Source organism: Actinomadura sp. 1N219 (assembly GCF_044326405.1).
Lineage (GTDB): Bacteria > Actinomycetota > Actinomycetes > Streptosporangiales > Streptosporangiaceae > Spirillospora.
The window spans coordinates 1-25,571 of the sequence record NZ_JBIRAY010000005.1 but is presented as its reverse complement, the minus strand read 5'-3'; the positions used below and the strand labels follow the sequence as shown (position 1 = coordinate 25,571).

Below are 25,571 nucleotides of genomic sequence, written 5' to 3'. Positions count from 1 at the left end.
TGAGCGGCATGGGTGTGCTGCGGTCGGTCGGGTTGTTCGTGGTCGCCGCACTGGCGGAGATCGGCGGGGCGTGGCTGGTGTGGCAGGGGTGGCGTGAGGAGCGCGGGCCGGTGTGGATCGCGGCGGGTGTGCTGGCGCTGGGCGCGTACGGGTTCGCGGCGACGTTCCAGCCCTCCCCTGATTTCGGGCGGATCCTGGCGGCCTACGGCGGGGTTTTCGTGGCGGGGTCGCTGGCGTGGGGCGTGGTGGTGGACGGTTTCCGTCCCGACCGGTGGGACGTCGCGGGTGCGCTGATCTGCCTGGGCGGCGTCGCTGTGATCATGTATGCGCCGCGGGGGTGACGCCGCTCCCCCAGGGGCCTCCCCCGGGTCTCCCCCTGGCTCCTCCCCTGGGTTCAGCGGAGGAGGTCGGTGAGGCGGAGGGCGTCGTGGACGGCGGCGCCGCCGGGGTCGTTGTTGAAGTAGACGTAGGCGTCGTCGGCGGGGGCGAGTTCGCGTGCCCAGGTGCGGAGTGTGGTCTCGTCGTAGCGGGGCCAGGGTTGTGCGGGGCCTTCGTGGAGTCGCAGGTAGAGCCAGTCGGCGGTGCGCCAGAGGGGTGTCGTGGGGCGGCCGAGGCGGTCGGCCCAGCACAGGGCGGCGCGGTGGTGGTGCAGGACGGTGCGGGTGTCGTCGGTCCACCAGGAGGGGTGGCGGGGTTCGACGGCGACGCGGACGTTTTCGGGGAAGCGGCGTAGGCAGGCGTCGAGGAGGTCGGGGTCGGCGCGCAGGGTCGGCGGGAGCTGCAGCAGGACGGGTCCGAGTTTGGGGCCGAGGCCGGCGGCGGCGTTCATGAGGCGGGTGACGGGTTCGGCGGGGTCGTTGAGGCGTTTCATGTGGGTGAGGTAGCGGCTGGCTTTGACGGCCATGACGAAGCCGGGTGGGGTGGCGTCGTGCCATTGCTCGAAGGTGGTGCGGGTGGGGAGGCGGTAGAAGGCGTTGTTGTTCTCGACGGTGGTGAAGGTGCGGGCGTATTCCTGGAGCCAGCGCTTCTGCGGGAGTCCGGGCGGGTAGAGGACGTCGCGCCAGTCGGCGTATTGCCATCCGGATGTGCCGATCCGCATCGGGTCGTCCCCTCCCCCGGTGTCGGTGTGTGCAGGTGGTGGTACCCGGCGGGCGGTCGATTCTGCGGGCGGGGGCGGGTGGGCGGTTTTGTCGGTGGCGGTGGGTAGCGTCCGGCGGGTGCGTCCCTCTGCTGTTCAGCGCCTGTCCGTTGCCGAGACCACCGACCGTTATGCGGAGATGGTGCGTGCGAAGACTTCGACGGGTGCGCTGACGCCGCGGACGGCGGAGGTGTACGTGCGGGACGTGCTGACGTTCGCGGACCTGGCGGGCGGTGAGCGGGTGCTGGACGATCTGACGGGTCAGGACGTCGACGCGGTGCTGCTGGCGTTCGCGCGGAAGCCGGACGCGCGGCGGCGGCCCGGGGCGGCGGGTGCCGGCGCGGCGGGGGCTGGGGCGCCGCGGCCGCGGGCCGGGTCGTCGGCGCAGGCGGGGCCGGTGCAGAGCGCGGCGTCGCAGGCGCGGTTCAGGCGGTCGGTGTCGGCGTTCTTCAAGTACGCGGCGGTGGTGGGGTGGGTGCAGCTGGATCCGATGCGGGCGGTGACGGTGCGTCCGGTGCAGCGGGGCGGGTTGCGGGCGGAGCGGCGGGCATTGACGGCGGAGCAGGCGGAGGGGCTGCTGGGGGCGGCGCGGGGCTTGGCGGAGGCGGGTCCGGCGGGTGCCGGGGCGGTGGGGGCGGGTCAGGGGCGGCGGCGTTCCGATCAGCGGACGGAGTTGCGGGACGGGCTGGTGGTGCTGTTACTGGCGGCGGTGGGGCCGCGGGTGTCGGAGCTGACGGCGGCGAATGTGGAGGACTTCTTCGTCAACGGCGGGACGCGGTACTGGCGGATCTTCGGCAAGGGCGGGCGGACGCGGGATGTGCCGTTGCCGCGTCCGGTGGCGGAGGTGCTGGACGCGTATCTGGCGGAGGGGCGCGCGCTGCTGGACCGGGGGCGGGAGCCGAAGGCGCTGCTGCTGTCGTGGCGGGGGCGGCGGCTGGCGCGGGGCGATGTGCAGGGGGTGATCGACCGGGTGCTGGCGAGGGTGGAGCCGGGGCGGCGGCGGAGCGTGACGCCGCATGGGCTGCGGCATACGACGGCGACGCATCTGCTGGCGGCGGCGACGGACATGGACGCGGTGCGGCGGGTGCTGGGGCATGCGGATCTGTCGACGCTGGGCCGGTACCGGGATGAGCTGCCGGGTGAGTTGGAGGCGGCGATGCGCGTCCATCCGCTGCTGGGGCCGCTGGAGGGCCGCCGCGGCGGGTAGCGCGCCGGGTGCCGGTCACGGAGGGGCGGTGGCCGGCGGCTGGCGGCCGGGTCGGCGGGTGGAGAAAGGGGTGTGCCGGGGGCTCATTTACCGCGAAGTGGAACGGGAGTTGATCCCGCTGTGCCTCGACGAGGGTGTGGGCCTCTTCCCCCGGGTCAGACCCAGCCGATGTCGGAGGGCTGGGGGAAGCCGTGGTGCCAGATGCCGTAGCCGATGAGCATGACGATGGCGGGTGCGAAGGCGGGGACGAGGACGCGGCCGAAGGTGCGGCGGGTGTGCAGGCCCCAGGCGGTGAGGGCGGCGGCGACGGCGAGTCCCATGAGGGCGGTGCCGCCTTCGAGGGAGTTGCTGGTCCAGGTGAAGGCGACGCCGAGGGCGGGGAGGATGGTGAGGCGGTCGGGCGGTGCGGGGTGGTGCGCGAGCGCGGCGGTGAGCGCTGCGACGACGAGGGCGGTTCCGGCGTACCAGAGGTAGTGGCCGACGACCTCGTCCCAGAGGTGGGCGACGTGTCCGGGGGCGTCGTTGCCGACGGAGTTGGCGGCGAGGTGGATGCCGTGGCCTTCGACGTAGGTGATGGCGCCGATCAGGTAGAGGGCCCAGGTGCGGCGTCCGGCTCGGGCGGTGTGGAGCGCGGCGGCGGCGGTGAGGAGGACGGCGTAGGGGGTGAGGATGTCGATCCAGTCGGCCCAGCGGGTGCGGTCGACGGTGCCGAGTCCGGCGAGGCCGAAGCCGATGTGGTGGGTGAGGCCGTAGAGGATCGCGCTGGCGGTGAGCCAGTGCAGCGGGCGTCCGCCGCGGGTTCGGGGGGCGCGTCCGTCCGGGGCCGCGTGCGCGCCCGCGGCGGGCTGCGGGGGCGGGGGCGTGGTCGCGGGCGTGCCGGGTGGCGTGTCCGCGGGTGTGGACGGAATGGACGTCATGGACGCTCCCCGTGTCGTGGCGAGTGTCCATCATGGCCCGGCGGGCGGGCGTCCGTCGCGCAGGGGGCGGGCAGGCGGGCCGGGTCGCAGGCCGGGCAGTGCCAGGGGCCCGCAGGGCGTCGGCCGGGGTGGGCGTCAGGCGGGTTGGAGGGTGCGGGCCAGGGCGTAGGCCTCGGTGAGGTCGGTGCCGCGGTAGTCGAGCGCGGCGATGTCGGCGAGGTGGTGGTCGGCGTTGACGGCGACGGTGTTGGCGAGGTGGCGGAACAGGGGCGCGTCGGACATGGAGTCGCCGTAGGCGGTGCATTGGGCGGGGGTGAGTCCGTGGCGGGTGCGCAGGTCCTCGGTGATGCGGACCTTGTCGGCGGGGGTGAGGATTCCGGCGGGGTCGAGGGCGCCGGTGAAGGGCATGGGCGGGAAGCGTGAGGCGATGACGTCGTCGAAGCCGAGGTCGAGGAGGTGGCGGGCGAAGAAGTCGGGCGACATGGTGATGACGGCGGAGTGCTCGCCGCGGGCGCGGATGTCGGCGCAGACGTCGGCGATGCCGGTGAGCCAGGTCGCGGCGGTGTAGGCGGTGGCGACGACGGCGGGGGTGAGGTCGCGCCAGAGGCGGTGGATCTCGGTGGAGAAGGCGCGGGTGTCGATGTCGCCGGCGGCGAAGCGGGTCTCGAGGTCGTGGAGTTCGGTGCGGGTGCCGAGGTGGCGGGCGATTTCGAGGTTGGCGGTGGTGCCGGTCAGCAGGGTGCCGTCCATGTCGAATATGTGCAGGTGTCCCACGGGTTCTGCAGTGCGGTGGACGGACGTCCCGCGGCGCGAACCGTTTTTGCCGTGGCCGTGGCCGTGGCCGTTGCGGGGGCCGGGGTCGTGTCCGTGGCCGGGTCAGTGGTCGTCGCGTGAGGGCCAGAGGGCGTAGGAGAGCAGGACGGCGGCCCAGATGCCGAGGGGGACGGCGGGCCAGTAGAACGTCCACTCCCCTTCCCGGAGCGCGGACACGGCCCAGATGGTGGTCATGATCGCGGCGCCACCGGCCCAGTAGCCCCATTCGTTGTGCCAGGCGCGTTCGTCGGCGCGGGTCTCGGCGGTGCGGCGGGCGGTTTCGGCGCGGTCGCGGGCGGCCTGGGAGGGGGGCAGGTCGGCGGTGAGGCGGTGCAGGTCGCCGTGGGTGGTGGCGGCGAGGGCCTGGTCGAGGCGGCGGTGGTGTTCGGCGGGGTCGAGGGCGCCTTCGGCGAGGGCGTCGCCGAGCCGCTGGACGGTGGCGTCGCGGTCGTGGTCGGCGGCGCGGATCCGGTCGTGTTCGGGCGGCGGGTCGAGCCGCTGGTCGCGTGGGCGGACGTTCGGGCGGTCGTTCGGGTGCTGGAGCTGGTGGTCCATGGTGTGCCCCTGGTGGTGGCGTCGTGCTCGGCTTGGTTCCAGGGTCGCGCGGTGGAAGGCGGTGGCGCTTCGTCCGCGGTGACGAACCGGGTGTACATCGTTCGCAGGACGCGGGGGCGGCCCTGCCGAAAGTGGGGGGTGGTGCTGGTCTTTCGGCGGATTCGGGGACCGTTCATTGTTTCTTAGCGTCGGGTTCATGGATGCGGTGATGGGGCTGGTGGACACGGCGGTGACGTCGCCGTGGTTCTACCTGGCGTTGTTCGTGCTGGCGGCGCTGGACGGGTTCTTCCCGGTGGTGCCGAGCGAGAGCGTGGTGATCACGGGGGGCGTGTACGCGGCGTCGGGGCAGCCGGAGCTGGTGCTGGTGGTGGTGCTGGCGGCGCTGGGCGCGTTCACCGGTGATCACGTGTCGTATCTGATCGGGCGGGGGTCGCGCGGGCGGGTGCTGCGGGCGTTGCGGCCGGGGTCGAGGCGGCATGCGGCGTTCGGGTGGGCGCGGCGGACGATGGACGAGCGGGGCGGGCTGATCCTGGTCGTGGCGCGGTACGTGCCGGGGGGCCGGACGGCGGTGACGCTGACGATGGGCGCGGTGGGGTTCAGGCCGCGGTCGTTCGTGCTGTTCGCGGGGGTCGCGGCGGTGTCGTGGGGCCTGTACGGGGGGTTGCTGGGGTATGTCGGCGGCCACGCGTTCGAGGACGATCCGCTGAAGGGCGTGGCGGTCGGGATCGGGCTGGCGTTGTCGGTGACGGCGGTGGTGGAGGCGGTGCGATTCCTGCGGCGCCGCCGCCAGGCCGCGTCGGACGTATCGGATGTAGCGGACATACCGGGTGGGTGCGGCACGGACGTCCCCGACCGGGTGGGGCCGATGTCGGGCGCGTGACCACCGCCCCGGTTCGCCGTTGGCACCGAGGTGGCCGACAGATGACTTTAAGGTGAACTTCAGCGGTCTGCACAGTGTCTCAAAGGTGTCGGGCAGGGGCCCGTTTCGAGTGTGAGGGAGAGCATGCGAGCGCCGGATTTCAGCGCCGATCTGTACCGCGACATCACCGGGTTCGCCGAGGGCACGCCGTCGTGGGTGCATTCGGCGGCGGAGGTGGGGACCGACGGGGGCCTGCTGCTGTTCGCCGCGCTGTTCGTGGCGGGGTGGTGGCGGGCCCGGGGACGGGACGCGCGGTCGATGGGCCTGGCGCTGGCGGCGCCGTTCGCGGTGGTGGCGGCGTATCTGGTGAGCGAGGTGTCCAAGACGTTCATCGAGCAGGAGCGTCCGTGCCGTGCGGTGGCGGGGGCGGTGCACATCGCGGCGTGCCCGTCGCCGGGCGACTGGTCGTTCCCGAGCAATCACGCGACGATCGCGGCGGCGTCGGCAGCGGCGATCGTGGTGGCGTGGCGGGGGCTGGCGCCGCTGGTGCTGCCGCTGGCGGCGCTGATGGCGTTCTCGCGGGTGTTCGTGGGCGTGCACTATCCGCATGACGTGGCGGCGGGGTTCCTGGTCGGGGTCGTGGTGGCGCCTGCGGCGGCGCTGGTGCTGGTGGCGGTGTCGCGGCGGGCGGTGGAGGCGCTGCGGGGCGTGGCGGCGGGCGCGGCGCTGCTCGGCGCCGGACCGGCGGCGGCGCCCGGCGGCCCGATGCCCGGCGCCTCGAGGCTGGTCGCGGGCGGTGTCCCGCAGGGCGTGCCGGTGCATGCCGGAGCGGCCTCGGCGCGGCGGGGCGGCGGCGGGCCGGAGGCGTCGGTGACGATGCCCGAGGTGACGATGCCGGACGTGATGGGCGGCCTGACCCGCCGCGGAGGCCCGCGCCCCTGACGTCCAGCGGCGACCGGCACTCCGTCGGAGCGGGACGCTGCCGGACCAGGACGTGCCGGACCAGGACGGGGGGCCTGAGCAGCGGGAGCGGGTCAGGTGTTCTCTTCGATGCCGTCGACGAGCCCGGCCTCGTAGGCGATGACGGCGGCCTGGACGCGGTTGCGGACGTCCAGCCGGGTGAGGATCGCGCTGACGTAGGCCTTGACGGTGCCCTCCACGACGTGGAGCCGCGCGGCGATCTGGGCGTTGGACAGCCCGGCGCCCAGCAGTGCCAGGACGTCGCGTTCGCGCGGTGTGAGCCCGGCGGTGCGGCGGCGGGCGCGGGCTCCGCCGGACAGGCGGCCGCCGCCGAGTTCGGTGATGACGCGGTGGGCGACCTTCGGGGACAGGTAGGCGGCGCCGCCGGCGACGGCGCGGACCCCGGCGATGAGTTCGCGGGGGTCGCCGGACTTGAGCAGGAAGCCGCTGGCGCCGCCGGACAGGGCGCGGGCGATGTACTCGTCCTCCCCGAACGTGGTGAGGATGATGACGGCGGTGCCGGGCGCGGCGCGGCGGAGTTCGGCGGCGGCGGCGAGGCCGTCCAGGCGGGGCATGCGGATGTCCAGGAGGGCGACGTCGGGGCGGTGCCGGAGGGCGAGGTCGACGGCCTCGCGGCCGTCGGCGGCCTCGGCGACCACGTCGATGCCGGGGTCGGCGGTCAGGATCGCGCGGACGCCCGCGCGGATCATCGCCTCGTCGTCGGCGAGCAGTGCCCGGATCACTCGGCGTCCTTCCGCTGCTGCCGGGCGCTGAGCTGCCCGGTGTCGTAGGAGTCCTTGCCGGTGAGGCGGCCGCCGGTGAAGCAGAGCCGGTAGTAGCGGTTGACGCCGACGAGGTTGGCGTCGGGCCGGTAGTAGCGGCAGTCGGCGTGCGCGGGTTCGGGGACGGTGGCCTTGACGACGCCGGAGCCCATCGCCTCCATGCGCGGCAGGGCGTCCTGGACGTCGCTCTGCGCGGCGCCGAGGCGCAGCGCGGCGTAGTCGGCGGGCGCGAGGACGGAGTTGAGGGTGGCGTACACGTAGTAGCCGGTCATGATGGCGCCGAGCGCGGCCATGAGCGCGGCGGGGACGGCGATCGCGGTGATCAGGCCGCGGCGGACCTGGCGGCGTTCGCGGGCCAGGTGGCGGGCCGATTCGGAGGACCACTCCCCCGCGCCCGCCCCGGTGCCGGTGAGCCCGAGGGCGCCGCGCAGCGCCGCGCCCGCAGCGCCGGCCGCGGCTGGGACGGCGGACGGGGCGGCGGGTGGGAGGGTGGCGGGCGGTGCGGTGGGCAGGTCGGCGGTGACGGTGAAGCCGCCCGCCGCGGTGGGTCCGGCGCGGAGCGTGCCGCTGAGGAGGCGGACGCGTTCGGTGAGCCCGGTCAGGCCGTGCCCGCCGGACGGCAGCAGGGGCGGTTCGCCGGGCGGCGCCTCGTTGGCGACCACCACCGTGATCACGCCGCCGCCCGTCCCGCCGCCGCTGTCGGTGGCCGGTTCGCTGTCGGTTGCCGGTTCGCGGTGGGTGAGGCGGACGGTGACGGCCGCGCCGGGCGCGTGCTTGGCGGCGTTGGTGACGGCCTCCTGCACGACGCGGTGGGCGGCGAGCGCGACCATCGGCGGCAGGTCGCCGGGCAGGTCGGAGTCGTCGGCGAGACGGACGGGGACGCCGGAGGCCCGTGCCCGTTCGACGAGCTCGGGAATGCTCTCCCCCGCGGGACGCGCAGGCGCCGCGGCCGCGCCGTCCGGTGCGGAGGCGTCCGGGGCGGTCTCCTCGCGCAGGACGCCGATGATCTCGCGGAGGTGCTCGGTGGCCTCGGCCGCGCCGGCGCGCAGCTGCGCGGCGGCGGTGCGGTGCCGGTCGTCGAGGCCGGGGTCGACCTGCAGGGCCCCGGCGCGGACGGCGATGAGGGCGAGTTCGTGGCCGAGGGAGTCGTGCATGTCCTGGGCGATGCGGGCGCGTTCGCGGAGCCGTTCGCGTTCGGCGATGATGCGCTGCTGGTGTTCGAGGCGCTCGGCGCGCTCCCATCCGGCGTGCAGGAGTTCCTGGTACTGGCGCCAGTAGCGGCCGACGAGCCAGGGCAGGACGCCGAGCAGGACCAGCCAGACGGTCGTGGGGAACCAGGCGGTGACGTCCATCCCGCGGATCATCGCCAGCGCCGCGCCGCCGACGAACACGGCGGCGAACCCCCACAGCAGCGGCTGCGCGCGGGTGGTGCGCAGCCCGGTGAGGTAGGCCAGGACGGGCATCGCGAACGTGAAGTTGCCGTGGACGGCGATCAGCGCGATCGCGGTGAGCAGCGCGGCGGTCGGCCAGGCGCGGCACACGGCGACCGCGGCGGCCAGGACGCCGAGCCCGGCGGCCTGCAGCCACCACGACGCCCGGCCCGGCTCGGGCGGGGTGATCCCGCCGGAGGCGACGGGGAACGCCAGGACCGCGTACATGACGACGTCCTTGACCAGCGCGGACCGCGACGGGCGGCGGACGGCCCGGCGGACGGCCTGGCGCAGCGCACCGGGCCTGGCGGCGCGGGCCGCGCCGGCGATGCGGGCGGTGACGCGGGCCGTGGGCGGGCGTGCGGGATCGTGGACGGTGGTCGCCGGGACGTTCACGCGCCCCACGCTACAAGCGGTTTGAACTGCGGCGTTACTGACGAAAGTCAGGAACGTCCGCCCCCGGCCGCCGGGACGCCGTGCCGGGCCCGCCGCGCACCGCGCGTCCTGGTCGGTGCCGCGCCCGCGCCGGGGCGTCCGGCCGGGCCGTGCGGTGATCGCGGGCGGACGCCGGCGGGCGCGGGTGTGCGCGGGCGGGACCGCGGCTGAACTACGGTTGGCGCGTGACCGAGACCCCGGCGCCTCCGGAGCGCCAGCGCCCGCCCGCCGAGCCCGCGGCGCCCGCCGCCCGCGCGGCGCGGCGGCCGCGGCGGCCGGCGTGGGTGCGGTGGCCGCGCGGGCAGGCCGCCGACGCGGTGTTCGCGTTCGCGGTCATGGCCGCCACGCTGGTGATGAGCGTCCAGGCCGAGAAGCCCGAGGACCGCGCGCTGTGGCCAGGCGGGTTCGCGATCATCGTGGTGGCGACGCTGGCGCTGGCGGTGCGGCGCCGGTACCCGGTGGCGGTCCTGGTGGTCGGGACGATCGCGCCGCCGATGTACTACCCGCTGGGCTACCCGGACGGGCCGATCGCGCTGGTGCTGTGGGTGGCGCTGTTCACCGCGGCCGCCGAGCGCCGCCTGGCGGTGTCGCTGGGCGCGGTCATCGTCGTCAACGCGGGGTTCGTGGTCGTGTCGGTGGCGCGCGGCGGCGAGGACGGCGGCGACCCCGAGGCGATCGTCGACGCGCGCGGCGTGGCGTCGCTGTCGCTCGGGCTGCTGCTGGCGGTGGCGCTGGGGCAGTACGTCCGCACCCGCCACCTGCGGGCCGTGGCCGCCGAGCGGCGCGCCGCCGAGGCCGAGCGGACCCGCGAGGAGGAGGCGCGGCGCCGCGCCATCGCCGAGCGGCTGCGGATCGCCCGGGAGCTGCACGACGTCCTCGCCCACCAGATCTCGCTGATCAACGTGCAGGCGGGCGCGGCGCTGCACCGCCGCGACGACCCCGCCCGCGCGTACGCGGCGCTGGAGGCGATCAAGTCGGCGAGCAAGGAGACGCTGCGGGAGCTGCGCGGGGTGCTGGGCGTGCTGCGGCAGGTCGACGCCGCCGACGCGGGCGGCGGGCCGGCGGCGCCGCAGCCGTCGCTGGCGCGGGTGGTCGACCTGCTGGAGCAGACCGCGGCGGCCGGGGTGACCGTCCGCCGCGCCGGCGACCTCGCCGATCCCGCCCCCGTCCCGGCCGATCCCGCGGACGCTGGTTCCGCCGAGCCGGGCGCGGGCGGGGTGGAGGCGCTGGCGGAGCTGCCCGCGCCGGTCGGGCTGGCCGGGTACCGGATCGTGCAGGAGGCGCTGACCAACGCCGTCCGGCACTCGGGCGCCGCGACGGTGACCGTGGAGGTGCGCCGCGTCCCGGGCGCGGTGATCGTGCAGATCGACGACGACGGCTCAGGCCCCGCCGACCCCGCCGACCCCGGCGGGACGGGCGAGCTGGGCGGGAGCGACGGGAACGGGCTGCGCGGCATGCGCGAGCGGGCCGCGTCCGTCGGCGGGGAGATGACGGCGGGACCGGGCCCGGCGGGCGGGTTCCGGGTGTGGGCGCGGCTGCCGCTGGGCGGGCCGGGCGAGGAGCGGGAGCAGATGGAGGGGATCGCGTGATCCGGGTGATGCTGGCCGACGACCAGACGCTGGTGCGGGCGGGGTTCCGGTCGATCCTCGAGGGCGAGGACGACATCGAGATCGTCGCCGAGGCCGGGGACGGGGAGCAGGCGGTGCGGCGGGCGTCGGAGCTGCTGCCCGACGTGGTGCTGATGGACATCCGCATGCCCGTCCTGGACGGGCTGGAGGCCACCCGCCGCATCATGACCGACCCGCGGCTGGACGCCGTCCGCGTGGTGATCCTGACGACGTTCGACCTGGACGACTACGTCTACGGCGCGATCAAGGCCGGGGCCAGCGGGTTCCTGGTCAAGGACACCGAGCCGCCCGAGCTGATCCACGGGGTGCGGGTGGTCGCGCGCGGGGACGCGCTGCTGGCGCCGACGGTGACGCGGCGGCTCATCGCCGAGTTCGCGTCCCGGATCACCGCGCCGCCGCCCGCGGTGGAGCTGAACTCGCTCACCGACCGGGAGCGGGAGGTGCTGGAGCTGGTCGCGGCGGGCCTGTCGAACGAGGAGATCGCCGGACGGCTCGTGCTGTCCCCCGCCACCGCCAAGACCCACGTCAGCCGGATCCTGGCCAAGCTCGGCGCGCGGGACCGGGCGCAGCTGGTGGTGCTGGCCTACGAGACGGGCATGATCCGTCCAGGATGGCTCGGCTGACCGGCCCTGAGCCGCAACCGGGCCGGTCACGGCGGTGTTTGAACGGATGTGACGGTTACGGACGAAGCCCTGCACCACCACGCCCCGCCGCCCGGCCCCGCCCCTGACGGCGCCGGCGGCCCAGGCGGCGAGGCGGCCCCCGACGGCCCTGACGGCGGTGCCGACGGCGCTGACGCCGCGGCCGCGCGGGTCGTCGCGGCGCTGGCGCGGGACCTGGACACCGGGTTCGAGGCCCTCTACGAGGCCTACCGGGGCGCGGTGTTCTCCACCGCGCTGCGGCTGTGCGGGCGGTGGGCCGAGGCCGAGGACCTGTCCGCCGAGGCGTTCCTGCGCGCCTACCGGGCGCTGTGCGGGTACGGCCCGGACCGGATCGAGGGGCTGCGCCCGCGGGCGTGGCTGCTGACGATCCTGACGAACGTGTGGCGCAACAGCCTGCGGTCGGCGTCCCGGCGCCCGCCGCCCGGCCCGCCGATCGAGGACGCCCCGGACCCGCCCGACCCGGGCGAGGGCGTGGAGGACGCGGCCGCCCGCCACGAGACCGGCCGGGAACTGGCCGGTCTGCTGGCCGAGCTCCCCCACGCCCAGCGCGCGGCGGTCGTGCTCCGCCACGTCACCGACCTGCCCGTCGCGGAGATCGCGGCCGTGCTGGGCGTCCCGGAGGGCACCGTCAAGTCGCACATCTCCCGCGGCCTGGCACGCCTGCGCAAACTCCGCACCGAACACGACCCCGCCCCATCCGCCCCGGACGGGGCCGATCACGATCCGCAGCACCTTGACCAGCGAGGGGGTACCCGATGACCCGCACCGATCCCGCCCACGCAGCCCCCGACCCGCCGGCCCGCGACCTGAACGGAGACCCGGCCGGGGAACTGGCCGGAGAGCTCGCCGGGCTGGCCGCCGACGCTCCCCCGTCCCTGCTGGACCGCATCGCCGCGCGGCGCGTCCACGTCCCCGGGCCGCTGGAGGGCCTGCAGGTCGCCTTCACCGACCACGGCGTCGCCTACCTGCGCGCCGGGCTGGACGACGAGGAGTTCACCGCCGCGTTCCGCGCCCGGTTCGCGCGGCCGCTGCTGCCCGCGGCCCGTCCGCCCGCCGGGCTGGTGCCCGCGCTGCGCGCCGGGAAGCTCGGCGGGCTGCGGCTGGACCTGCGCGGCCTCAGCGAGTTCGAGGCGGCCGTGCTGCGCGCCGCGGCGAAGATCCCGCGCGGGCAGACCCGCCCCTACGCGTGGGTGGCGCGTGCGGCGGGGCGGCCCAAGGCGGTCCGGGCGGTCGGGTCGGCGCTGGGCCGCAACCCCGTCCCGCTGCTGATCCCCTGCCACCGCGTCACCCGCTCGGACGGGACGCTCGGCGACTACGTGTTCGGCGCGGACGCCAAGGAGCGGCTGCTGCGCGCCGAGGACGTCGACGTCGAGGAGGCCGTGGAGCTGGCCCGGCGCGGGGTGCGGCTGGTCGGCAGCGACACCACCGGGATCGTGTGCTACCCCACCTGCGGGGACGCGCGGCGGATCACGCCCGCGCACCGGCGCGGATTCCCGGGCCTGGCCGCCGCGGAGGCCGCCGGGTACCGGCCGTGCCGGCACTGCCGCCCCGGCGACCCCCGGCCCGCCTGACCCTCACCGCCTCCCCCGGCCGGCCCTCTCCGCCCGGCGCATAGATCGGCGGGAGGCGGGAATGGGGCGGTCCCGTCCATCCGCGCGGGACGGCCCTCGCGGGGGCGGCACGACGAGGGGGGAGGCTGCCATGCGCGTCGTCGTCACCGGCGCCACCGGCAACATCGGCACCAACACGGTCCGGGCGCTCGCCGCGGACCCGGGCGTCACCGCCGTCACCGGCCTGGCCCGCCGCGCACCCGGCCCCGACGCCGACCCGGTCGCCGACCCGAACGACGGCGGCGGCGGGAAGGTCGAATGGGCCGAGGCCGACGTCACCGACACCGACCTGGTCCCGCTGATGCGCGGCGCCGACGCCGTGGTGCACCTGGCGTGGCTGTTCCAGCCCACCCACCGGCCCGCGGTGACGTGGGACGCCAACGCCGTCGGCAGCGCCCGCGTGTTCGACGCCGCCGCGCGGGCCGGGGTGCCCGCGCTGGTGTACTCCTCGTCGGTCGGCGCGTACTCGCCCGGGCCCAAGGACCGGCCGGTCGACGAGTCCTGGCCCACGCACGGCTGGCCCGGCGCCGCCTACAGCCGCGAGAAGGCCTACGTCGAGCGGCTCCTGGACGCGTTCGAGGCCCTCCACCCCGAGTGCCGGGTCGTGCGGATCCGGCCGGGGTTCATCTTCGAGCGGCAGAGCGCGGCCGAGCAGCGGCGCCTGTTCGCCGGGCCGCTGCTGCCCGGCCGCCTCGCCCGCCCCGGCCTGATCCCCGCCGTCCCGGACCTGCCCGGGCTGCGGCTGCAGGCCCTGCACTCCGCCGACGCCGGCGAGGCGTTCCGCCTGGCCGTGACCCGCGAGGTCCGCGGCGCGTTCAACATCGCCGCCGACCCCGTACTGGACGCCGCCGAGCTCGCCGACATCCTCGGCGCCCGCACCGTCCGGGTCCCGGCGCGCGGGGTCCGGGCGGCGCTGGCCGCCGCGTGGGCGCTGCACCTGGTGCCCGCCTCCCCCGGCCTGTTCGACCTGGCCCTGCAGATCCCGCTCATGGACGTCTCGCGGGCCCGCGACGAGCTCGGCTGGACGCCCCGCCGCACCGCCCGCGAGGCGATCGAGGAGTTCCTGGACGGCCTGCGCACCGGCGCCGGCCGCGACACCCCGCCGCTGTCGCCCGGGACCGGCGGCCCGGCACGCGCCCGCGAGTTCGCCACCGGCATCGGCCGCAAACCCTGACCCGTCCGCCCGTCCGTCCGCGGCGGCCCGTCCGCCCGCGGCGATCCGCCTGCCCGCCCTCGCCGTCGTCTCGGCGCCCGCACCTGGAGGTCACCCCATGCCGACGATCACGTCCGACCATCTGCACGCCCTGCTGGCCTCCGCGCACCGCGACGCCGCGCTCGTCGTCGTCGGCGGGCGGGCCGCCGTCGTGCCCGCCGACCCCGGCCGCGGCGACGGCCCCGAGGAGGCCCTGGTCATCACCACCCGCAACGCCGTGATCGCCGAACTCGACACCGGCGCCAACGACGAGCAGCTCGAAACCCTCGCCCAGCGCCTCGACGTCGCCCTGGACAGCCTCGGCGGCTGACTCGGCCGCCCGCGTCCGTCCGCGGGTCAGCCGTGCAGGGCGACGTCGGGCGCCAGCGTCAGCAGGCTCACCACCAGCGCGCCCGTCAGCGCCCGCGCCGGGACCGCGCGGGCGATCATCCACCCCAGCACCACGCCCGCCAGCTCCGGGACGCCCACCACCGCCGCCAGCGGCCAGTCGACCGCGCCCGCCGCCGCGTACCCGGCCGTCCCGACCCCGGCGATCACCACCGACTGCGCCTGCGCGGCCGCCAGCGCCGACAGCACCGGGACGCCCAGCGCCACCAGCAGCGGCACGCACAGCATCGGCCCGCCGACGCCGAACATGCCGCCCACCGCCGCCACGCCCGCGCCCGCCGCGACCACCGTCCCGCCGCGCAGCCCGCCCACCCCCTGTTCCGCGCCGCCGGGCGGGCGCCGCAGCACCAGCACCGCCACCAGCGCGATCAGCGCCCCCAGCAGCACCCCGAACACCCGGCCCGTCACCAGCCCGTTCACCAGCACGCCCAGCGGCGTGCCCGCCACCGCCCCGCCCGACAGCAGCACCGCCGTCCTGCGCGTCCCCGGGTCGCGCAGCTCCCCCGACCGGGTGTAGACGGCGGCGCCCAGCACGCCCGTCGCGACGTTGGTGGCCAGCGCCGTCCCCGCGACCTGCGCCGGCGACAGCGCCGTCACCGCGAACAGGCCCGCCGTGGCCAGCACCCCGCCCGGCCCCACCGCGGCGATCCCCGCGCCGGCGACCAGCCCGATCACCGCCAGCGCCACGACCGCCGACACGTCCAGCCCCGCCATCACCCCGCCCACGCGCCCGCCGCGCGGGCGGACGGCTCACGCCGGAACGTCCCGCCCGCCGCCCCCTCCAGCACCGCGCCGCCGACGCCGGACACGCCGAGAACCACGGCCCGGGCAGGGTCGCGAAGGGTCAACCTGCTGGTCATCGCCGCGCACGCTACACCACCGCCCCACCGCCGAACCCCACCGGACGCCGCCCCTCCCCGCCGATGCCGAACACCGCGCGGCTCGGAGATCCCTGCTGCCCGAACGGCCCCGGGTCCGCCGCGCTGACACGTCGGCGCCGTACATGACGACCGTCGGCCTACCCGGCCGTGCTGGAGGCGCTCGCCTACGACTCGATGGTCATGGACGACTCGGCCGCGGGAGGCGTCATGCCCTCCGACCCGGCCGCGCGGGTCGCCGTCCCGCGCTCGTCCTGGACGGCGGCGACAGCCCGAGCCTGGATGCGCCATCGCGCCGACCAGCGGCGGCCCTGCCGGACAGGACGCACCCCAGCCTGGACGGCCAGACCCACGACGTCTCCCGTCGCCGTGGGCGCCGCCCGCCCGCTATGCCGGGGGCGCCGGGGGCTCGGCAGGGCGGGCGGCGGAGCATCCAGCGGGGTCACGAGGTCACGGGGTGACGGGGACCTCGACGTATCCGGGGGCGCCGCGGCGCAGGGACGCGCGGCCGGCGGTGACCTGCGCCGTCCACGCCTCGAACTCGTCCAGGTCCCTGACCGGCACCGCCACGTCCGCCTCCACGTCCCGGCCGTAGCGGACGTCGCCCGGCGGGACGCCCCGCGCGTGCAGGTCGCCGAGGAACCGTCCCGCCAGCGCGTGCTCCACCGCCACGGTGACCGTCACCACCGGGCGCAGCTCCACCACCCCGACCGCGTCGATCGCGCCGGCGACCGCCTGGCCGTAGGCGCGGACCAGGCCGCCCGCGCCGAGCTTCACCCCGCCGAAGTAGCGGGTGACGACCGCGACGGTGCCGGTCAGGCCGCGCCGCACCAGCACCTCCAGCATCGGGATCCCGGCCGTGCCCGCGGGCTCGCCGTCGTCGCTGCTCTTGGTGATCTCGCCGTGCTCGCCGACCACGTAGGCGGTGCAGTTGTGGGTGGCGTCGCGGTGCGCGCGCCGGTGCAGGTCCAGGAACCGGGCCGCGTCGTCCTCGCCGGCGGCGCGGGCGAGGGTGCAGACGAACCGCGACCGGCGGATCTCCAGCTCGCGGGACCCCGCCTGTTTGATCGTGCGCATGGCCGCACCGAGTCTACGGCGTTTGACACGGCCGTCCCCGCGCGGTCAGCGTGGAGGGATGGACCTGCTGGACGAGCTGTACCGGCGCTGGCTGTTCGAGGTGTGGGCCGGCGACTACGCCGTCGCCGGGGAGATCCTCACCCCAGGCTTCACCGGGCACTGGCCGAACCTCGACGTGCACGGGCCCGCCGAGGCCGCCGAGCAGGTCCGCCGCTCGCACGGATACTTCGCCGGCGTCCGCACCACCCTGGACGTCGGGCCCGTCGTCGGCGACGGGATGGTCGCGGCCGGCTGGACCTTCCACGGCGAGTACCGCGGCGGCGTCCCCGGCGCGACCGCCGCGCCCGGCACCCCGGTGTCGTTCTCCGGGCAGGACATCTTCCGCGCCGAGGACGGCCGGTTCGCCGAGTACTGGGTCGTGTCCGACACGATGGGCCTGATGGCGGCCCTCGGCGCCGTCCGCTGACCCGGCCGCGGCTGACCCGGCCGCGGCGTATCGGCCGTGCGGGTCAGACCAGCTCGATGAGGTCGGCGATGGACGCGACGACGCGGTGCGGCCGGAACGGGAACCGGGCGATCTCGTCCTTGCCGGTCACGCCGGTCAGCACCAGGATCGTCTCCAGCCCCGCCTCGACCCCGGCGACGATGTCGGTGTCCATCCGGTCGCCGACCATCGCGGTCCGCTCGCTGTGCCCGCCGACCACGTTCAGCGCCGTCCGCATCATCAGCGGGTTCGGCTTGCCGACGAAGTACGGCTCCACCCCGGTCGCGCGGGTGATCATCGCGGCGACCGCGCCGCAGGCGGGCAGCGACCCCTCCGGGGACGGGCCGACCGGGTCGGGGTTGGTCGCCACGAACCGCGCGCCGGCCTCGATCAGCCGGATCGCGCGGGTGATCTGGGAGAAGCTGTAGGTGCGGGTCTCGCCGAGCACCACGTAGTCGGGGTCGATGTCGGTCAGGACGAAGTCCGACTCGTGCAGCGCCGTCGTCAGCCCCGCCTCCCCGATCACGTACGCCGACCCCTCGGGCCGCTGGTCGGCCAGGAACTTCGCGGTCGCCAGCGCCGACGTCCAGATCGACTCGGCGGGCACGCGCAGCCCCGCCGCCGCCAGCCGCGCCGACAGGTCACGGCGGGTGTAGATCGAGTTGTTGGTCAGCACCAGGAACGGCTTGCCGGACGCCGACAGCCGCCGGATGAACTCCTCGGCGCCGGGCACGGGACGCCCCTCGTGCACCAGGACGCCGTCCATGTCCGACAGCCAGTAATCGATGGGCCCGCGCTCGCTCATGCCCCCATTGTCGCAGGCCAAGATCTTCCCCCGGACCGCCCCGCCGCCCCGGGACGGGCGGGCGCGGAAACGGGGCGTCCCGGGGACCAGGTCCCCGGGACGCCCCGTTTCGTCCGTCCGGACTACGGCGTTTCCGGCGCTCGCGCCGGCGTCCGGCCTTCGCGGACGCTCAGACGTTGACGCCGAAGTCGGACGCGATGCCCGACAGGCCGGAGGCGTACCCCTGGCCGACCGCGCGGAACTTCCACTCCTCGCCGCTGCGGTACAGCTCGCCGAACACCATCGCGGTCTCGGTCGAGGCGTCCTCCGACAGGTCGTAGCGCGCTATCTCGCTGTTGTCGGCCTGGTTCACCACGCGGATGAAGGCGTTGCGGACCTGCCCGAAGTTCTGCTGGCGGCCGTCGGCGTCGTAGATCGACACCGGGAACACGATCTTGGCGATCTCGGCCGGGACGGTCGACAGGCTCACCTTGATCTGCTCGTCGTCGCCCTCGCCCTCGCCGGTGAGGTTGTCGCCGGTGTGCTCGACCGAGCCGTCGGGGCTCTTGAGGTTGTTGAAGAACACGAAGTGCTGGTCCGACAGCACTTTGTTCTCCGCCGAGCACACCAGCGCACTGGCGTCCAGGTCGAAGTCGGTCCCGGTCGTGGTCCGAACATCCCAGCCCAGACCGACCACGACGGCGGTCAGTCCTGGAGCCTCCTTGGTCAGCGAGACGTTGCCGCCCTTGCTCAGACTGACTCCCACTGTGTCTACCTCCGTATCGGCCCGCGCGGGCCCGTTGTCACCCGCGCGTGTTCGTCTGTCTAACGAGAACGGTAGCCACATCGCGCGGGTTCCCCCGCCTCCTTGGCAAACTCACGGCGTGGCGTGCGGTTTCTTCCCCGCGTCCGGGGCGCTCGCCAGCCTGTCATCCGTCCGGTAGACGACCGGCGGGCGGGGCGCCGGACGCCGAGCGGGCGCCGAACCCACGCCGGGGGCGCGTCAGAGGGAGGTGACGAACGCGGTCGGGGACGTGACCGGGGCGGGCAGCTCGAACGCGGCGGCCAGCGCGCCCGCGCGGGGGGCCAGCTCGTCGCAGGCCCGGCGCCGCGCCGCCCACACCTCGTCCAGGAACCCCGGCGGCGCCGCGCCCTCGTTCAGCAGGTCCGCGGCGCGGCGGTCCAGCACGTTCAGGGCGTGCAGGCCCAGCACGGGCCGCAGCGCGTCCGGACCCGACTCGGCGGCGGCGCCGACGATCTCCAGCACGATCCGGTCCGCGCTCGCCGCGGCGGTCCGGGCGGCCAACACCAGGTTGCCGTTCCACGCCGCGAACGGGTCGTCGCCGCCGTCGCGGGCGGCGGCGACGCGCGCGGCGAGCCGGTCGCGCATCCGCCGCTCGGCCTCGCGGGCCAGGAACAGCCACACGCGCGGGGAGGCCAGGTCGCCGCCGTCGGGCGGGCCCGCGCCCGGGTCGGGCGGGACGTAGCGGTCCAGGTCGGCCATCGCGCGGGCGGTGTCGTAGAGGATCAGCTCGTTGTCGCCGCCGGCGTTCATGTAGGCGTGCGCCAGGCCCCGGTAGGCGTTGAGGCGCTCGACGGCGGCGAACCCGGGCGCGCCGCTGTGCACCCGGCACGCCGACACCGTCTCCTGCGCCTGGACGGTCGCGGCGGCCTTCAGCAGCGCCAGGTCCCGGTCGACCGCCGACCACGGCGCCCACGCGGTGTCCGGCCCGCCCGCCGCGCCGCCGGGGGCGTCGGCGGCGGTGCGGGCGGTCTTGACGTGCTCGGCGACGGCGGTGAGCGCGTACCCGGCGGCCAGCGCGCCCAGCACCGCCTCCTGCTGGTTGCGGTAGTCGGTCAGCGGCCGCCGCGGCGCCAGCCGCCCGAGGGTGGCCCGGCCCGCCGAATGCGCCAGCAGCGTCCCCGCCGACGCGCGGGTGATCGCGGCCGACGCGGAGATCACCGCCCGCCACACCGCCGGGGCGATGCCCATCGAGCGGGTCAGCCGCGCCGCCGCCGACCCGGCCGGGTCGTGGAAGGACCCGCCGGCGCCGATGGACGCGCCGTCGCGCAGCCACGCCCCGTAGGGGACGTGCAGATCGTCCAGCAGGACGGCGGCGTAGTCGACCTGCAGCCCCGTCGTCTCCGGCGCGTCGACGACCCGCACGCCCGGCGCGACCGCGCCGCCGGGCCCCCGCAGCGGCACGACGAACACGAACACGCCGCGTTCGGCGCCGCCGTGGACGAGGGTGGCGTAGACGGCGGCGGTCTTGGGGACGCGGGGGTGGGCGGTGCTGGTGGGGAACTTGGCGGCCTGCGCGTCCGGCGTGCTGAGCACGAACCCGCCCGAGGCGGGGTCGTGGCGGGCGATCGTGCGCGGCGACAGGTGGCTGTTGCTGCGGCCGACCTCGGTCATCAGCAGCGTCCCGAAGGAGTCCATCGACGCCAGCGCGTCGCGCGCGTCCCGCAGCCCCCGCTCCCCCGCCCGCTGCCCGGCCGAGTCCCCTTCTCCGCCCATCTGCGCGGCGCCGAACCGCAGGATCGGGCCGAGCGCCAGGGTGTAGTGCAGCAGCATCACGTGGAACAGCGCCGGGTCGGCGATCGCGGCGCGCTCCAGCAGCGCGCACAGCGCCGGCGGGTCGGCCAGCAGCTCGGCCGCGGGCGGCGCGGCCAGGCCCGCCCGACGCAGCCGCTCGTAGGTCAGCGCCTGGTGGTCGCGGGCGGTGAGGCCGCCGGGGTAGGTGAAGAACTCGTCCGGGACGGCCTCGGCGATCCGCGTCCGGGTCTTGGCGTCCAGGGACGGGCCGCGGACGAAGCCGAGCAGGCCCTCGTCGGGGACGGCGGCGGTGAAGGTTTCCACGGCGGTCGATCCTTTCCTCGGGCCGTGCGCAGGAGTGTTCTCAATGCTGCCGGAAGGCGTGCTGGAGGACGTGCCAGACGGCGTGCCAGGCGGCGTGCCGGGCGGCGTGCCGGGCGGCGTCCGCCTGGAGCGGGGCCAGGGCGGGGCCGTCAGGGGCGGGGCCGTCAGGGGCGGGGCCGTCAGGGGCGGGCGGTGGGGTCGGCCTTGCCGCCGCGGCGGGCGCCCTCGCCGTCCCGGCCGCCGGGGCCGTGGTGGGGGCGTTCGCGCAGCGGGGTGAGGGTCCGCGCGCCGGGGACGGTCAGCCGCGCGCACCGGCACAGCGCGTTCCCGGCGCCGGCCTCGGCGAACACGGTCGCGCCGGCCGCGTGCACGGCGCGCAGCGCGTCCGGGAGCCGCACGGGTTTGACGATGCAGTCGGCCAGCGCGCGGTGCAGGTCGTCGCCGTCGTGGTAGGCGCGTCCGCGCACCGGCGAGTGCACGGGCAGCTCCAGCGGGCGCTGCGGGTAGCGGCGGATCATCGTGTACCACTCGTCGTCGGCGCCGGCCATCGCGGGATGGTGCGACAGGTAGGGGACGGCGAGCCGCACGGCCCGCACCCCCCGGCCGCGGGCCGCGTCCAGGACCCGCTCCAGCGGCCCGTCGGGGCCGGCGACGACGGTCGCGGACGGCGCGTTCAGCGACGCCACCACGACCTGCGGCTCGGCGGCGGCGTCGATGGCGGCGCGGGCGCCGTCCTCGCCGTCCTCCAGCAGTCCCATGCCGCCGCCGCGGCCGCGGCGCGCGAGGACGCCGACGAGGCTGACGGCCATGCGGGCGCCGTCGGCGATCGCGAACGCGCCCGCGCCGACGAGCGCGGCGATCTCGCCGAAGCTCTGCCCGACCGCGTAGGCGGGCTGGACGCCGCCGGTGCGCAGCGCCCGGTCGACGGCGACGGACGCGGCGTATCCGGCCAGCTGCGCGACGCCGGGGGTGCGCGCCGCCGTCCGGTAGGCGGCGGGGTCGTCCAGCAGGATCGTGCGCATCGACGGCCAGCGGGTGCGGGGCAGGCCCTCCTGGACGGCGTCCAGGACGTCGGCGACCGCGCGGGCGGCGCCGCGTCCGGTCCGGGCGAGGGCGGGCAGGTCGGGGGCTCCGGCCGAGCCGGTGCCGGCGAACAGGAAGGCGCACGCGTCGTCGGGCTTGAGCTCCTCGGCCGGATGCGGATCAGAGAACACCGGGGGTCTCCTTACCTCGAAGGAAAGGTTCTCATCTCTATTCGGATAAAGGCCGCTTAACTCGTAGTTATGGAACACAGACCCTGAAATGGGATTATTCACTCGTGGGATCGGTCTGGCAACCGTCAGTGGTGTGCGCACGTCACGCGCCCGCGGCGGCGGGGGCGCGGGCCGGGCGGCCCGGCAGGCCGGGCCGACCAGTGACCACCGGCGGCGACGCCGGTCGAGGGGAGCGAGCGATGACCCACCCCGAGCAGCAGCCGCGCGAATACCGGACCCATTTCGGACAGCCTGACGGCGGGAAAATGGGATGGTCGATATGGGGTACCGGTGCGTATCTGCCCGACCGGAAAGTGTCCAGCGAGGAGGTGTCGCGGTCGCTGGGCCTGGACCCGTCCTGGATCGAGGGCCGCACCGGCATCCGGCACCGGCACGTCGCCGCGCCCGGGCAGGCCGCCTCCGACCTGGCCGCGGCCGCCGCGAGCCGCGCGCTGGCCGAGGCGGGCGTGGCCGCCGCCGACGTCGGCCTGATCGTGCTCGGCACCTCCACCCCCGACGAGCTCGGCCCGTCCACCGCGTGCCGCGTCCAGGCGCTGCTCGGCGCGTCCCGCGCCGCCGCGTTCGACGTCGCCGCCGCCTGCTCCGGGTTCGTCTACGGGCTGCAGGCCGCGGTCGGCTGGCTCGCCGCCCAGCGCGGCCCCGCCCCGTACGCGCTGGTCATCGGCGTGGAGGTGTACTCCCGCTTCCTCAACGACGCCGACCGCGCCACCACCGCGCTGTTCGGTGACGGCGCCGCCGCCGCGGTGATCGGGCCCGTCGCGGGCCCGTACGGGATCGGCCCGGTCACGCTCGGGTCGGACGGCACCCGCGCCGGCGACGTGCTCATCCCCGCGGGCGGCAGCCGCTCCCCCGCCAGCGCGGGCACCGTGACCGGGTGCGGGCACACCATCCACATGGACGCGCGGGCCGTCCGCGACTTCATCGGCGAGATCTTCCCGCGGCTGGTGGCCGAGGCGTCCGAGGCCGCCGGGATCAAGCCCGCGGACCTGGCGCTGGTCGTCCCGCACCAGCCCAACCCGCGGCTGGTCGCCGCGCTGGCCGCCGCGGCCGGGCTGGAGGAGGCGCAGCTGGCGATCGCCGGGCACGACGTCGGCAACATCGGCGCCGCCAGCCTCCCCTACGCCCTGCACCGGGCCCTGCGGACCCGCCGGATCGCGCCCGGGGACCTGGTCCTGCTCGCCGGGTTCGGCGCCGGCGTCACCTGGGGGCACACCCTCATCACCTGGCCGCCGTCCCCCTGACCCCCGTTCATGCCTTGCAAGTTATATGCGGAAGGAGTTATGTTCGGTGGTGTGAGCCGTGCGGGCGCGCCGCCCGCACGGCCGGGCACCACCCGCGACCGGAAAGGCAGGCGAAAGTTATGGGCACCGACTGCACGGCCGGCGACGCGACCGCTCCGGACGGCACCGCCACCCACCGGGACGGGCGCACCCTGCTGCGGTTCGAGCGCCGCCTGCGCCACCCGCCCGAGCGGGTCTGGCGGGCCCTGACCGACCCCGCCGAGCTGTCGGCGTGGCTCGCCGACGCCGACCTGGAACCCGCCACCGGCGGCAAGTTCGAGCTGCGCTGGCTGAACGCCGCCGACCCCGCCGAGCAGGCCGTGGCGCGCGGCACCGTCACCGCGTTCGACCCGCCGCGGCTGCTGGAGCTGGACTCCGACCTGCACGGCCGGCTCCGCTGGGAGCTGGCCCCCGCACCCGAAGGGACGCATCTGGTGTTCACCAGCGACGTCCGGCTGCCCGGGGAGTACCTCGTCCAGACCCTGGCGGGCTGGCACCTGCACCTGGACTACCTCGGCGAGGCCCTCGACGGCGCCCGCGTCGACTGGGCGAACTGGACCACCGGCCGCTGGCAGGTCCACCACGACCGCTACGCCGCCCGGCTCGGCGCGCTGGACGCCGTCCGCGGCCTGTACCGGGGGATTCTGGACGGCTGGAACGCCCGCGACGGCCGCGCGTTCGCCGCCCCGTTCCGCGACGACGGCGTCTCGATCGGGTTCGACGGCAGCCTGCACGCCGGCCGCGCGGAGATCGCCGCGCGGATGGCGGAGATCTTCGCCCACCACCCCACGGCCCGCTACGTCGCCGCGGTCCGCGACGTGCGGCTGGTCGGCCCCGGCGCCGCGGTGCTGCACGCCGTCGCCGGGATGGTCCCGCCCGGCGCCACCGGCGCCCCGGACGTCAACGCCGACGCCAACGCCGTGCAGACCGTCACCGCGTCGCAGCTCATGGGCGAGTGGCGGGTGGCGCTGTTCCAGACGACGCCGGCCGCCTACCACGGCCGTCCCGACGACGCCGCCGCGCTGACGGCCGAGCTCAGCGCCCTGGCGCGGCAGGAGCCGCCGTCGTGGTGTGCGGGGGGCCGTCGTGGTGCGCGGGGTCAGCGTCCGAGGACGCGGCTGCGCGCCGAGCGCAGCGCCTGCCGGGACTCGGCGCGCCGGTCCCAGGCGACCGCGGCGAACACGACCGCGTACGCGGCGGGCAGCAGGCTCCACGCCGGCTCCAGCACCAGCAGCTGGGTGAGGACGGCGCCGCCCATCAGGCCGATCAGCCCGGCGGCGGCGAGCCCGGCCAGCCGCGGGATCACCAGGCCGATCGCGCCGGCGGCCTCGACGGCGCCGGTCACGTACCGCAGCCACTGCCCCCAGCCGATCTCGCTGAAGGTCTTCACGGCGTCGGCCTGCCCGGCGAACTTGGGCAGCGCGGATGCGAAGAGCAGGAACGCCGCCAGAAGGATCTGGAGGCCCCACAGCGCCTTGCGCAGGACGCGGCGTCCCTCCACATCGGCGGTGGCGGCAGGGGCGGCGGTGAGGGTGTGGGTGGCGGTCATGGCGGTGGTCCTTCCGTGCGGTGTCTCATCGGCCTTTCACTGACGCGTCGCACGGATCGCCCCCGGATCGACATCCCGCCCGGATTTTCTTCAACCTTTTTCTGGCGGGGGTATCGGCGCAGGTCAGAGGGCCGGTGGTCACCAGGGGGACAGGACCAGGGCCTGGACGGCCAGCGCCGTCGCCGCCTGCGCCGCCAGCCACGCCCGGGCCGGGGGGCGGTGTAGCGCGGCGGCGACCGTGAGCCACGCGGCGAACGGCACCCAGATCCGCTCGACCTCGCCGCGAGTGACGCCGGAGGCGTCCAGGACGAGCACGCCCAGCAGCGCCGCCCCGGCCAGCGCCGCGACCCCGCCCGCCGGTGAGGCAGCCGCCGCGCGCGTCCGGGCCGTCTGCCGCAGGGCGCCTGCCGCGCGGGGCAGCGCGTGCGCGACCGCCGGGCCGGTCAGCAGCCCGAGCACCGCCAGGTTCGCGGCGGCGAAGTAGGCGTAGGAGCGCTGCGCGGACCCGCGGCTGATCAGGTAGGTGTCCAGGGTGGCGCGGACGCCGTCCGGCCACCAGAACCCCAGCAGCGTGAACACCGCCGGCGCCGCGGCCAGCCCCGCGGCCGCGGCGGCGACCGTGGCCGCGCGGGGACGGGTCAGGGCCAGCACCGCCAGCGGCACCGCGAACAGCGGCAGCAGCCCGTAGCTCAGGTAGGGCAGGCAGCCCAGCAGCCCCCCCCCCCCCCCCCCCGCCCCCCCCCCCCCCCCCCCCCCCCCCCCCCCCCCCCCCCCCCCCCCCCCCCCCCC

28 protein-coding genes and 1 pseudogene are annotated in these 25,571 nt (G+C 76.2%); 13 read left to right on the top strand and 16 right to left on the bottom strand.

Annotation, left to right across the window (positions count from 1 at the left end; genetic code table 11):
• Positions 1 to 8: 8 nt before the first annotated feature.
• Complete coding sequence (locus tag ACH35V_RS17495; RefSeq protein ID WP_395973492.1) at positions 9 to 341, top strand: YnfA family protein; 333 nt, start codon at positions 9 to 11, stop codon at positions 339 to 341.
• A gap of 53 nt (positions 342 to 394) precedes the next feature.
• On the opposite strand, the gene ACH35V_RS17490 is transcribed toward ACH35V_RS17495, so the two are convergent.
• Positions 395 to 1,099 (bottom strand): DUF72 domain-containing protein, encoded by a 705-nt coding sequence (locus tag ACH35V_RS17490; protein ID WP_395973491.1) that lies wholly within the window; start codon positions 1,097 to 1,099, stop codon positions 395 to 397.
• Between the two features lie 118 nt (positions 1,100 to 1,217).
• Here ACH35V_RS17490 and ACH35V_RS17485 point away from each other — a divergent pair, with 118 nt between their 5' ends.
• Positions 1,218 to 2,345 carry a tyrosine-type recombinase/integrase gene (locus tag ACH35V_RS17485; RefSeq protein ID WP_395973489.1) on the top strand — a complete coding sequence of 376 codons (1,128 nt, stop codon included), beginning with the start codon at positions 1,218 to 1,220 and terminating at the stop codon, positions 2,343 to 2,345.
• Positions 2,346 to 2,500: 155 nt separating this feature from the next.
• On the opposite strand, the gene ACH35V_RS17480 is transcribed toward ACH35V_RS17485, so the two are convergent.
• The 3 genes from ACH35V_RS17480 to ACH35V_RS17470 all read right to left on the bottom strand — a co-directional run bounded on the left by ACH35V_RS17480 (position 2,501) and on the right by ACH35V_RS17470 (position 4,630).
• Positions 2,501 to 3,262 (bottom strand): hypothetical protein, encoded by a 762-nt coding sequence (locus ACH35V_RS17480; RefSeq protein ID WP_395973488.1) that lies wholly within the window; start codon positions 3,260 to 3,262, stop codon positions 2,501 to 2,503.
• A gap of 135 nt (positions 3,263 to 3,397) precedes the next feature.
• A complete protein-coding gene (locus ACH35V_RS17475; RefSeq protein WP_395973486.1) occupies positions 3,398 to 4,012 on the bottom strand; it encodes an HAD family hydrolase in 615 nt (204 codons plus the stop codon).
• A 126-nt stretch (positions 4,013 to 4,138) separates the two neighbouring features.
• A complete protein-coding gene (locus ACH35V_RS17470; RefSeq protein WP_395973484.1) occupies positions 4,139 to 4,630 on the bottom strand; it encodes a DUF1707 domain-containing protein in 492 nt (163 codons plus the stop codon).
• 196 nt (positions 4,631 to 4,826) lie between these two features.
• On the opposite strand from ACH35V_RS17470, the gene ACH35V_RS17465 reads away from it, so the two are divergent.
• Together ACH35V_RS17465 and ACH35V_RS17460 are read left to right on the top strand one after the other, a co-directional pair.
• Positions 4,827 to 5,510: a DedA family protein gene (locus ACH35V_RS17465; RefSeq protein ID WP_395973482.1), complete on the top strand. Its 684-nt coding sequence runs from the start codon at positions 4,827 to 4,829 to the stop codon at positions 5,508 to 5,510.
• Positions 5,511 to 5,633: 123 nt separating this feature from the next.
• Positions 5,634 to 6,431, top strand: coding sequence for a phosphatase PAP2 family protein (locus ACH35V_RS17460; RefSeq protein ID WP_395973481.1), 798 nt, complete (start codon positions 5,634 to 5,636; stop codon positions 6,429 to 6,431).
• A gap of 92 nt (positions 6,432 to 6,523) precedes the next feature.
• Here the strand turns inward: ACH35V_RS17460 and ACH35V_RS17455 are convergent, their stop codons facing one another.
• Positions 6,524 to 7,192, bottom strand: a complete 669-nt coding sequence (locus ACH35V_RS17455; RefSeq protein ID WP_395973479.1) for a response regulator — start codon at positions 7,190 to 7,192, stop codon at positions 6,524 to 6,526.
• Positions 7,189 to 9,057 carry a sensor histidine kinase gene (locus ACH35V_RS17450; protein WP_395973477.1) on the bottom strand — a complete coding sequence of 623 codons (1,869 nt, stop codon included), beginning with the start codon at positions 9,055 to 9,057 and terminating at the stop codon, positions 7,189 to 7,191. Before ACH35V_RS17450 ends, ACH35V_RS17455 begins: the two co-directional genes overlap by 4 nt.
• 224 nt (positions 9,058 to 9,281) lie before the next feature.
• Between ACH35V_RS17450 and ACH35V_RS17445 the strand changes: the two genes are divergently transcribed.
• The 6 genes from ACH35V_RS17445 to ACH35V_RS17420 all read left to right on the top strand — a co-directional run bounded on the left by ACH35V_RS17445 (position 9,282) and on the right by ACH35V_RS17420 (position 14,519).
• Positions 9,282 to 10,685: a sensor histidine kinase gene (locus tag ACH35V_RS17445; RefSeq protein WP_395973475.1), complete on the top strand. Its 1,404-nt coding sequence runs from the start codon at positions 9,282 to 9,284 to the stop codon at positions 10,683 to 10,685.
• Positions 10,682 to 11,347: a response regulator gene (locus tag ACH35V_RS17440; RefSeq protein WP_395973473.1), complete on the top strand. Its 666-nt coding sequence runs from the start codon at positions 10,682 to 10,684 to the stop codon at positions 11,345 to 11,347. The genes ACH35V_RS17445 and ACH35V_RS17440 overlap by 4 nt, the downstream gene beginning before the upstream one ends.
• Positions 11,348 to 11,395: 48 nt before the next feature.
• On the top strand, positions 11,396 to 12,145 hold the full coding sequence (locus ACH35V_RS17435) for an RNA polymerase sigma factor (protein ID WP_395973471.1): 750 nt from the start codon (positions 11,396 to 11,398) through the stop codon (positions 12,143 to 12,145).
• The gene (locus ACH35V_RS17430) at positions 12,142 to 12,957 is read left to right on the top strand and encodes a methylated-DNA--[protein]-cysteine S-methyltransferase (RefSeq protein WP_395973469.1); all 816 of its coding nucleotides are present in this window, start codon (positions 12,142 to 12,144) and stop codon (positions 12,955 to 12,957) included. Before ACH35V_RS17435 ends, ACH35V_RS17430 begins: the two co-directional genes overlap by 4 nt.
• Before the next feature lie 130 nt (positions 12,958 to 13,087).
• Positions 13,088 to 14,170: an NAD-dependent epimerase/dehydratase family protein gene (locus ACH35V_RS17425; RefSeq protein WP_395973467.1), complete on the top strand. Its 1,083-nt coding sequence runs from the start codon at positions 13,088 to 13,090 to the stop codon at positions 14,168 to 14,170.
• 97 nt (positions 14,171 to 14,267) lie between these two features.
• Positions 14,268 to 14,519, top strand: coding sequence for a hypothetical protein (locus ACH35V_RS17420; protein ID WP_395973465.1), 252 nt, complete (start codon positions 14,268 to 14,270; stop codon positions 14,517 to 14,519).
• Positions 14,520 to 14,545: 26 nt separating this feature from the next.
• Here ACH35V_RS17420 and ACH35V_RS17415 read toward each other — a convergent pair whose 3' ends face one another.
• The 4 genes from ACH35V_RS17415 to ACH35V_RS17400 all read right to left on the bottom strand — a co-directional run bounded on the left by ACH35V_RS17415 (position 14,546) and on the right by ACH35V_RS17400 (position 16,551).
• Positions 14,546 to 15,322, bottom strand: a complete 777-nt coding sequence (locus tag ACH35V_RS17415; RefSeq protein WP_395973463.1) for a sulfite exporter TauE/SafE family protein — start codon at positions 15,320 to 15,322, stop codon at positions 14,546 to 14,548.
• On the bottom strand, positions 15,310 to 15,456 hold the full coding sequence (locus tag ACH35V_RS17410; RefSeq protein ID WP_395973461.1) for a hypothetical protein: 147 nt from the start codon (positions 15,454 to 15,456) through the stop codon (positions 15,310 to 15,312). Before ACH35V_RS17410 ends, ACH35V_RS17415 begins: the two co-directional genes overlap by 13 nt.
• 185 nt (positions 15,457 to 15,641) lie before the next feature.
• Positions 15,642 to 15,827 (bottom strand): hypothetical protein, encoded by a 186-nt coding sequence (locus ACH35V_RS17405; protein WP_395973459.1) that lies wholly within the window; start codon positions 15,825 to 15,827, stop codon positions 15,642 to 15,644.
• Between the two features lie 97 nt (positions 15,828 to 15,924).
• Positions 15,925 to 16,551 carry an IMPACT family protein gene (locus ACH35V_RS17400; protein ID WP_395973457.1) on the bottom strand — a complete coding sequence of 209 codons (627 nt, stop codon included), beginning with the start codon at positions 16,549 to 16,551 and terminating at the stop codon, positions 15,925 to 15,927.
• A gap of 58 nt (positions 16,552 to 16,609) precedes the next feature.
• Here ACH35V_RS17400 and ACH35V_RS17395 point away from each other — a divergent pair, with 58 nt between their 5' ends.
• Positions 16,610 to 17,017: an ester cyclase gene (locus tag ACH35V_RS17395; RefSeq protein WP_395973455.1), complete on the top strand. Its 408-nt coding sequence runs from the start codon at positions 16,610 to 16,612 to the stop codon at positions 17,015 to 17,017.
• A 43-nt stretch (positions 17,018 to 17,060) separates the two neighbouring features.
• On the opposite strand, the gene ACH35V_RS17390 is transcribed toward ACH35V_RS17395, so the two are convergent.
• From ACH35V_RS17390 to ACH35V_RS17375, 4 genes are all read right to left on the bottom strand, one after another.
• Positions 17,061 to 17,840 carry an HAD-IIA family hydrolase gene (locus tag ACH35V_RS17390; RefSeq protein WP_395973453.1) on the bottom strand — a complete coding sequence of 260 codons (780 nt, stop codon included), beginning with the start codon at positions 17,838 to 17,840 and terminating at the stop codon, positions 17,061 to 17,063.
• 169 nt (positions 17,841 to 18,009) lie between these two features.
• The gene (locus ACH35V_RS17385; protein WP_138650437.1) at positions 18,010 to 18,585 is read right to left on the bottom strand and encodes a TerD family protein; all 576 of its coding nucleotides are present in this window, start codon (positions 18,583 to 18,585) and stop codon (positions 18,010 to 18,012) included.
• A 237-nt stretch (positions 18,586 to 18,822) separates the two neighbouring features.
• On the bottom strand, positions 18,823 to 20,679 hold the full coding sequence (locus tag ACH35V_RS17380; RefSeq protein WP_395973452.1) for an acyl-CoA dehydrogenase: 1,857 nt from the start codon (positions 20,677 to 20,679) through the stop codon (positions 18,823 to 18,825).
• A gap of 179 nt (positions 20,680 to 20,858) precedes the next feature.
• Positions 20,859 to 21,893 (bottom strand): ACP S-malonyltransferase, encoded by a 1,035-nt coding sequence (locus ACH35V_RS17375; RefSeq protein WP_395973451.1) that lies wholly within the window; start codon positions 21,891 to 21,893, stop codon positions 20,859 to 20,861.
• A 239-nt stretch (positions 21,894 to 22,132) separates the two neighbouring features.
• Between ACH35V_RS17375 and ACH35V_RS17370 the strand changes: the two genes are divergently transcribed.
• Both ACH35V_RS17370 and ACH35V_RS17365 read left to right on the top strand, forming a co-directional pair.
• Complete coding sequence (locus ACH35V_RS17370; protein ID WP_395973450.1) at positions 22,133 to 23,194, top strand: 3-oxoacyl-ACP synthase III family protein; 1,062 nt, start codon at positions 22,133 to 22,135, stop codon at positions 23,192 to 23,194.
• A gap of 119 nt (positions 23,195 to 23,313) precedes the next feature.
• Positions 23,314 to 24,210: pseudogene (locus tag ACH35V_RS17365) on the top strand (SgcJ/EcaC family oxidoreductase); the annotation flags it as partial.
• Positions 24,211 to 24,332: 122 nt separating this feature from the next.
• On the opposite strand, the gene ACH35V_RS17360 reads toward ACH35V_RS17365, so the two are convergent.
• Complete coding sequence (locus tag ACH35V_RS17360) at positions 24,333 to 24,782, bottom strand: DoxX family protein (RefSeq protein ID WP_395974140.1); 450 nt, start codon at positions 24,780 to 24,782, stop codon at positions 24,333 to 24,335.
• A 138-nt stretch (positions 24,783 to 24,920) separates the two neighbouring features.
• Positions 24,921 to 25,445, bottom strand: a complete 525-nt coding sequence (locus ACH35V_RS17355) for a hypothetical protein (RefSeq protein WP_395973449.1) — start codon at positions 25,443 to 25,445, stop codon at positions 24,921 to 24,923.
• Positions 25,446 to 25,571 lie beyond the last annotated feature (126 nt).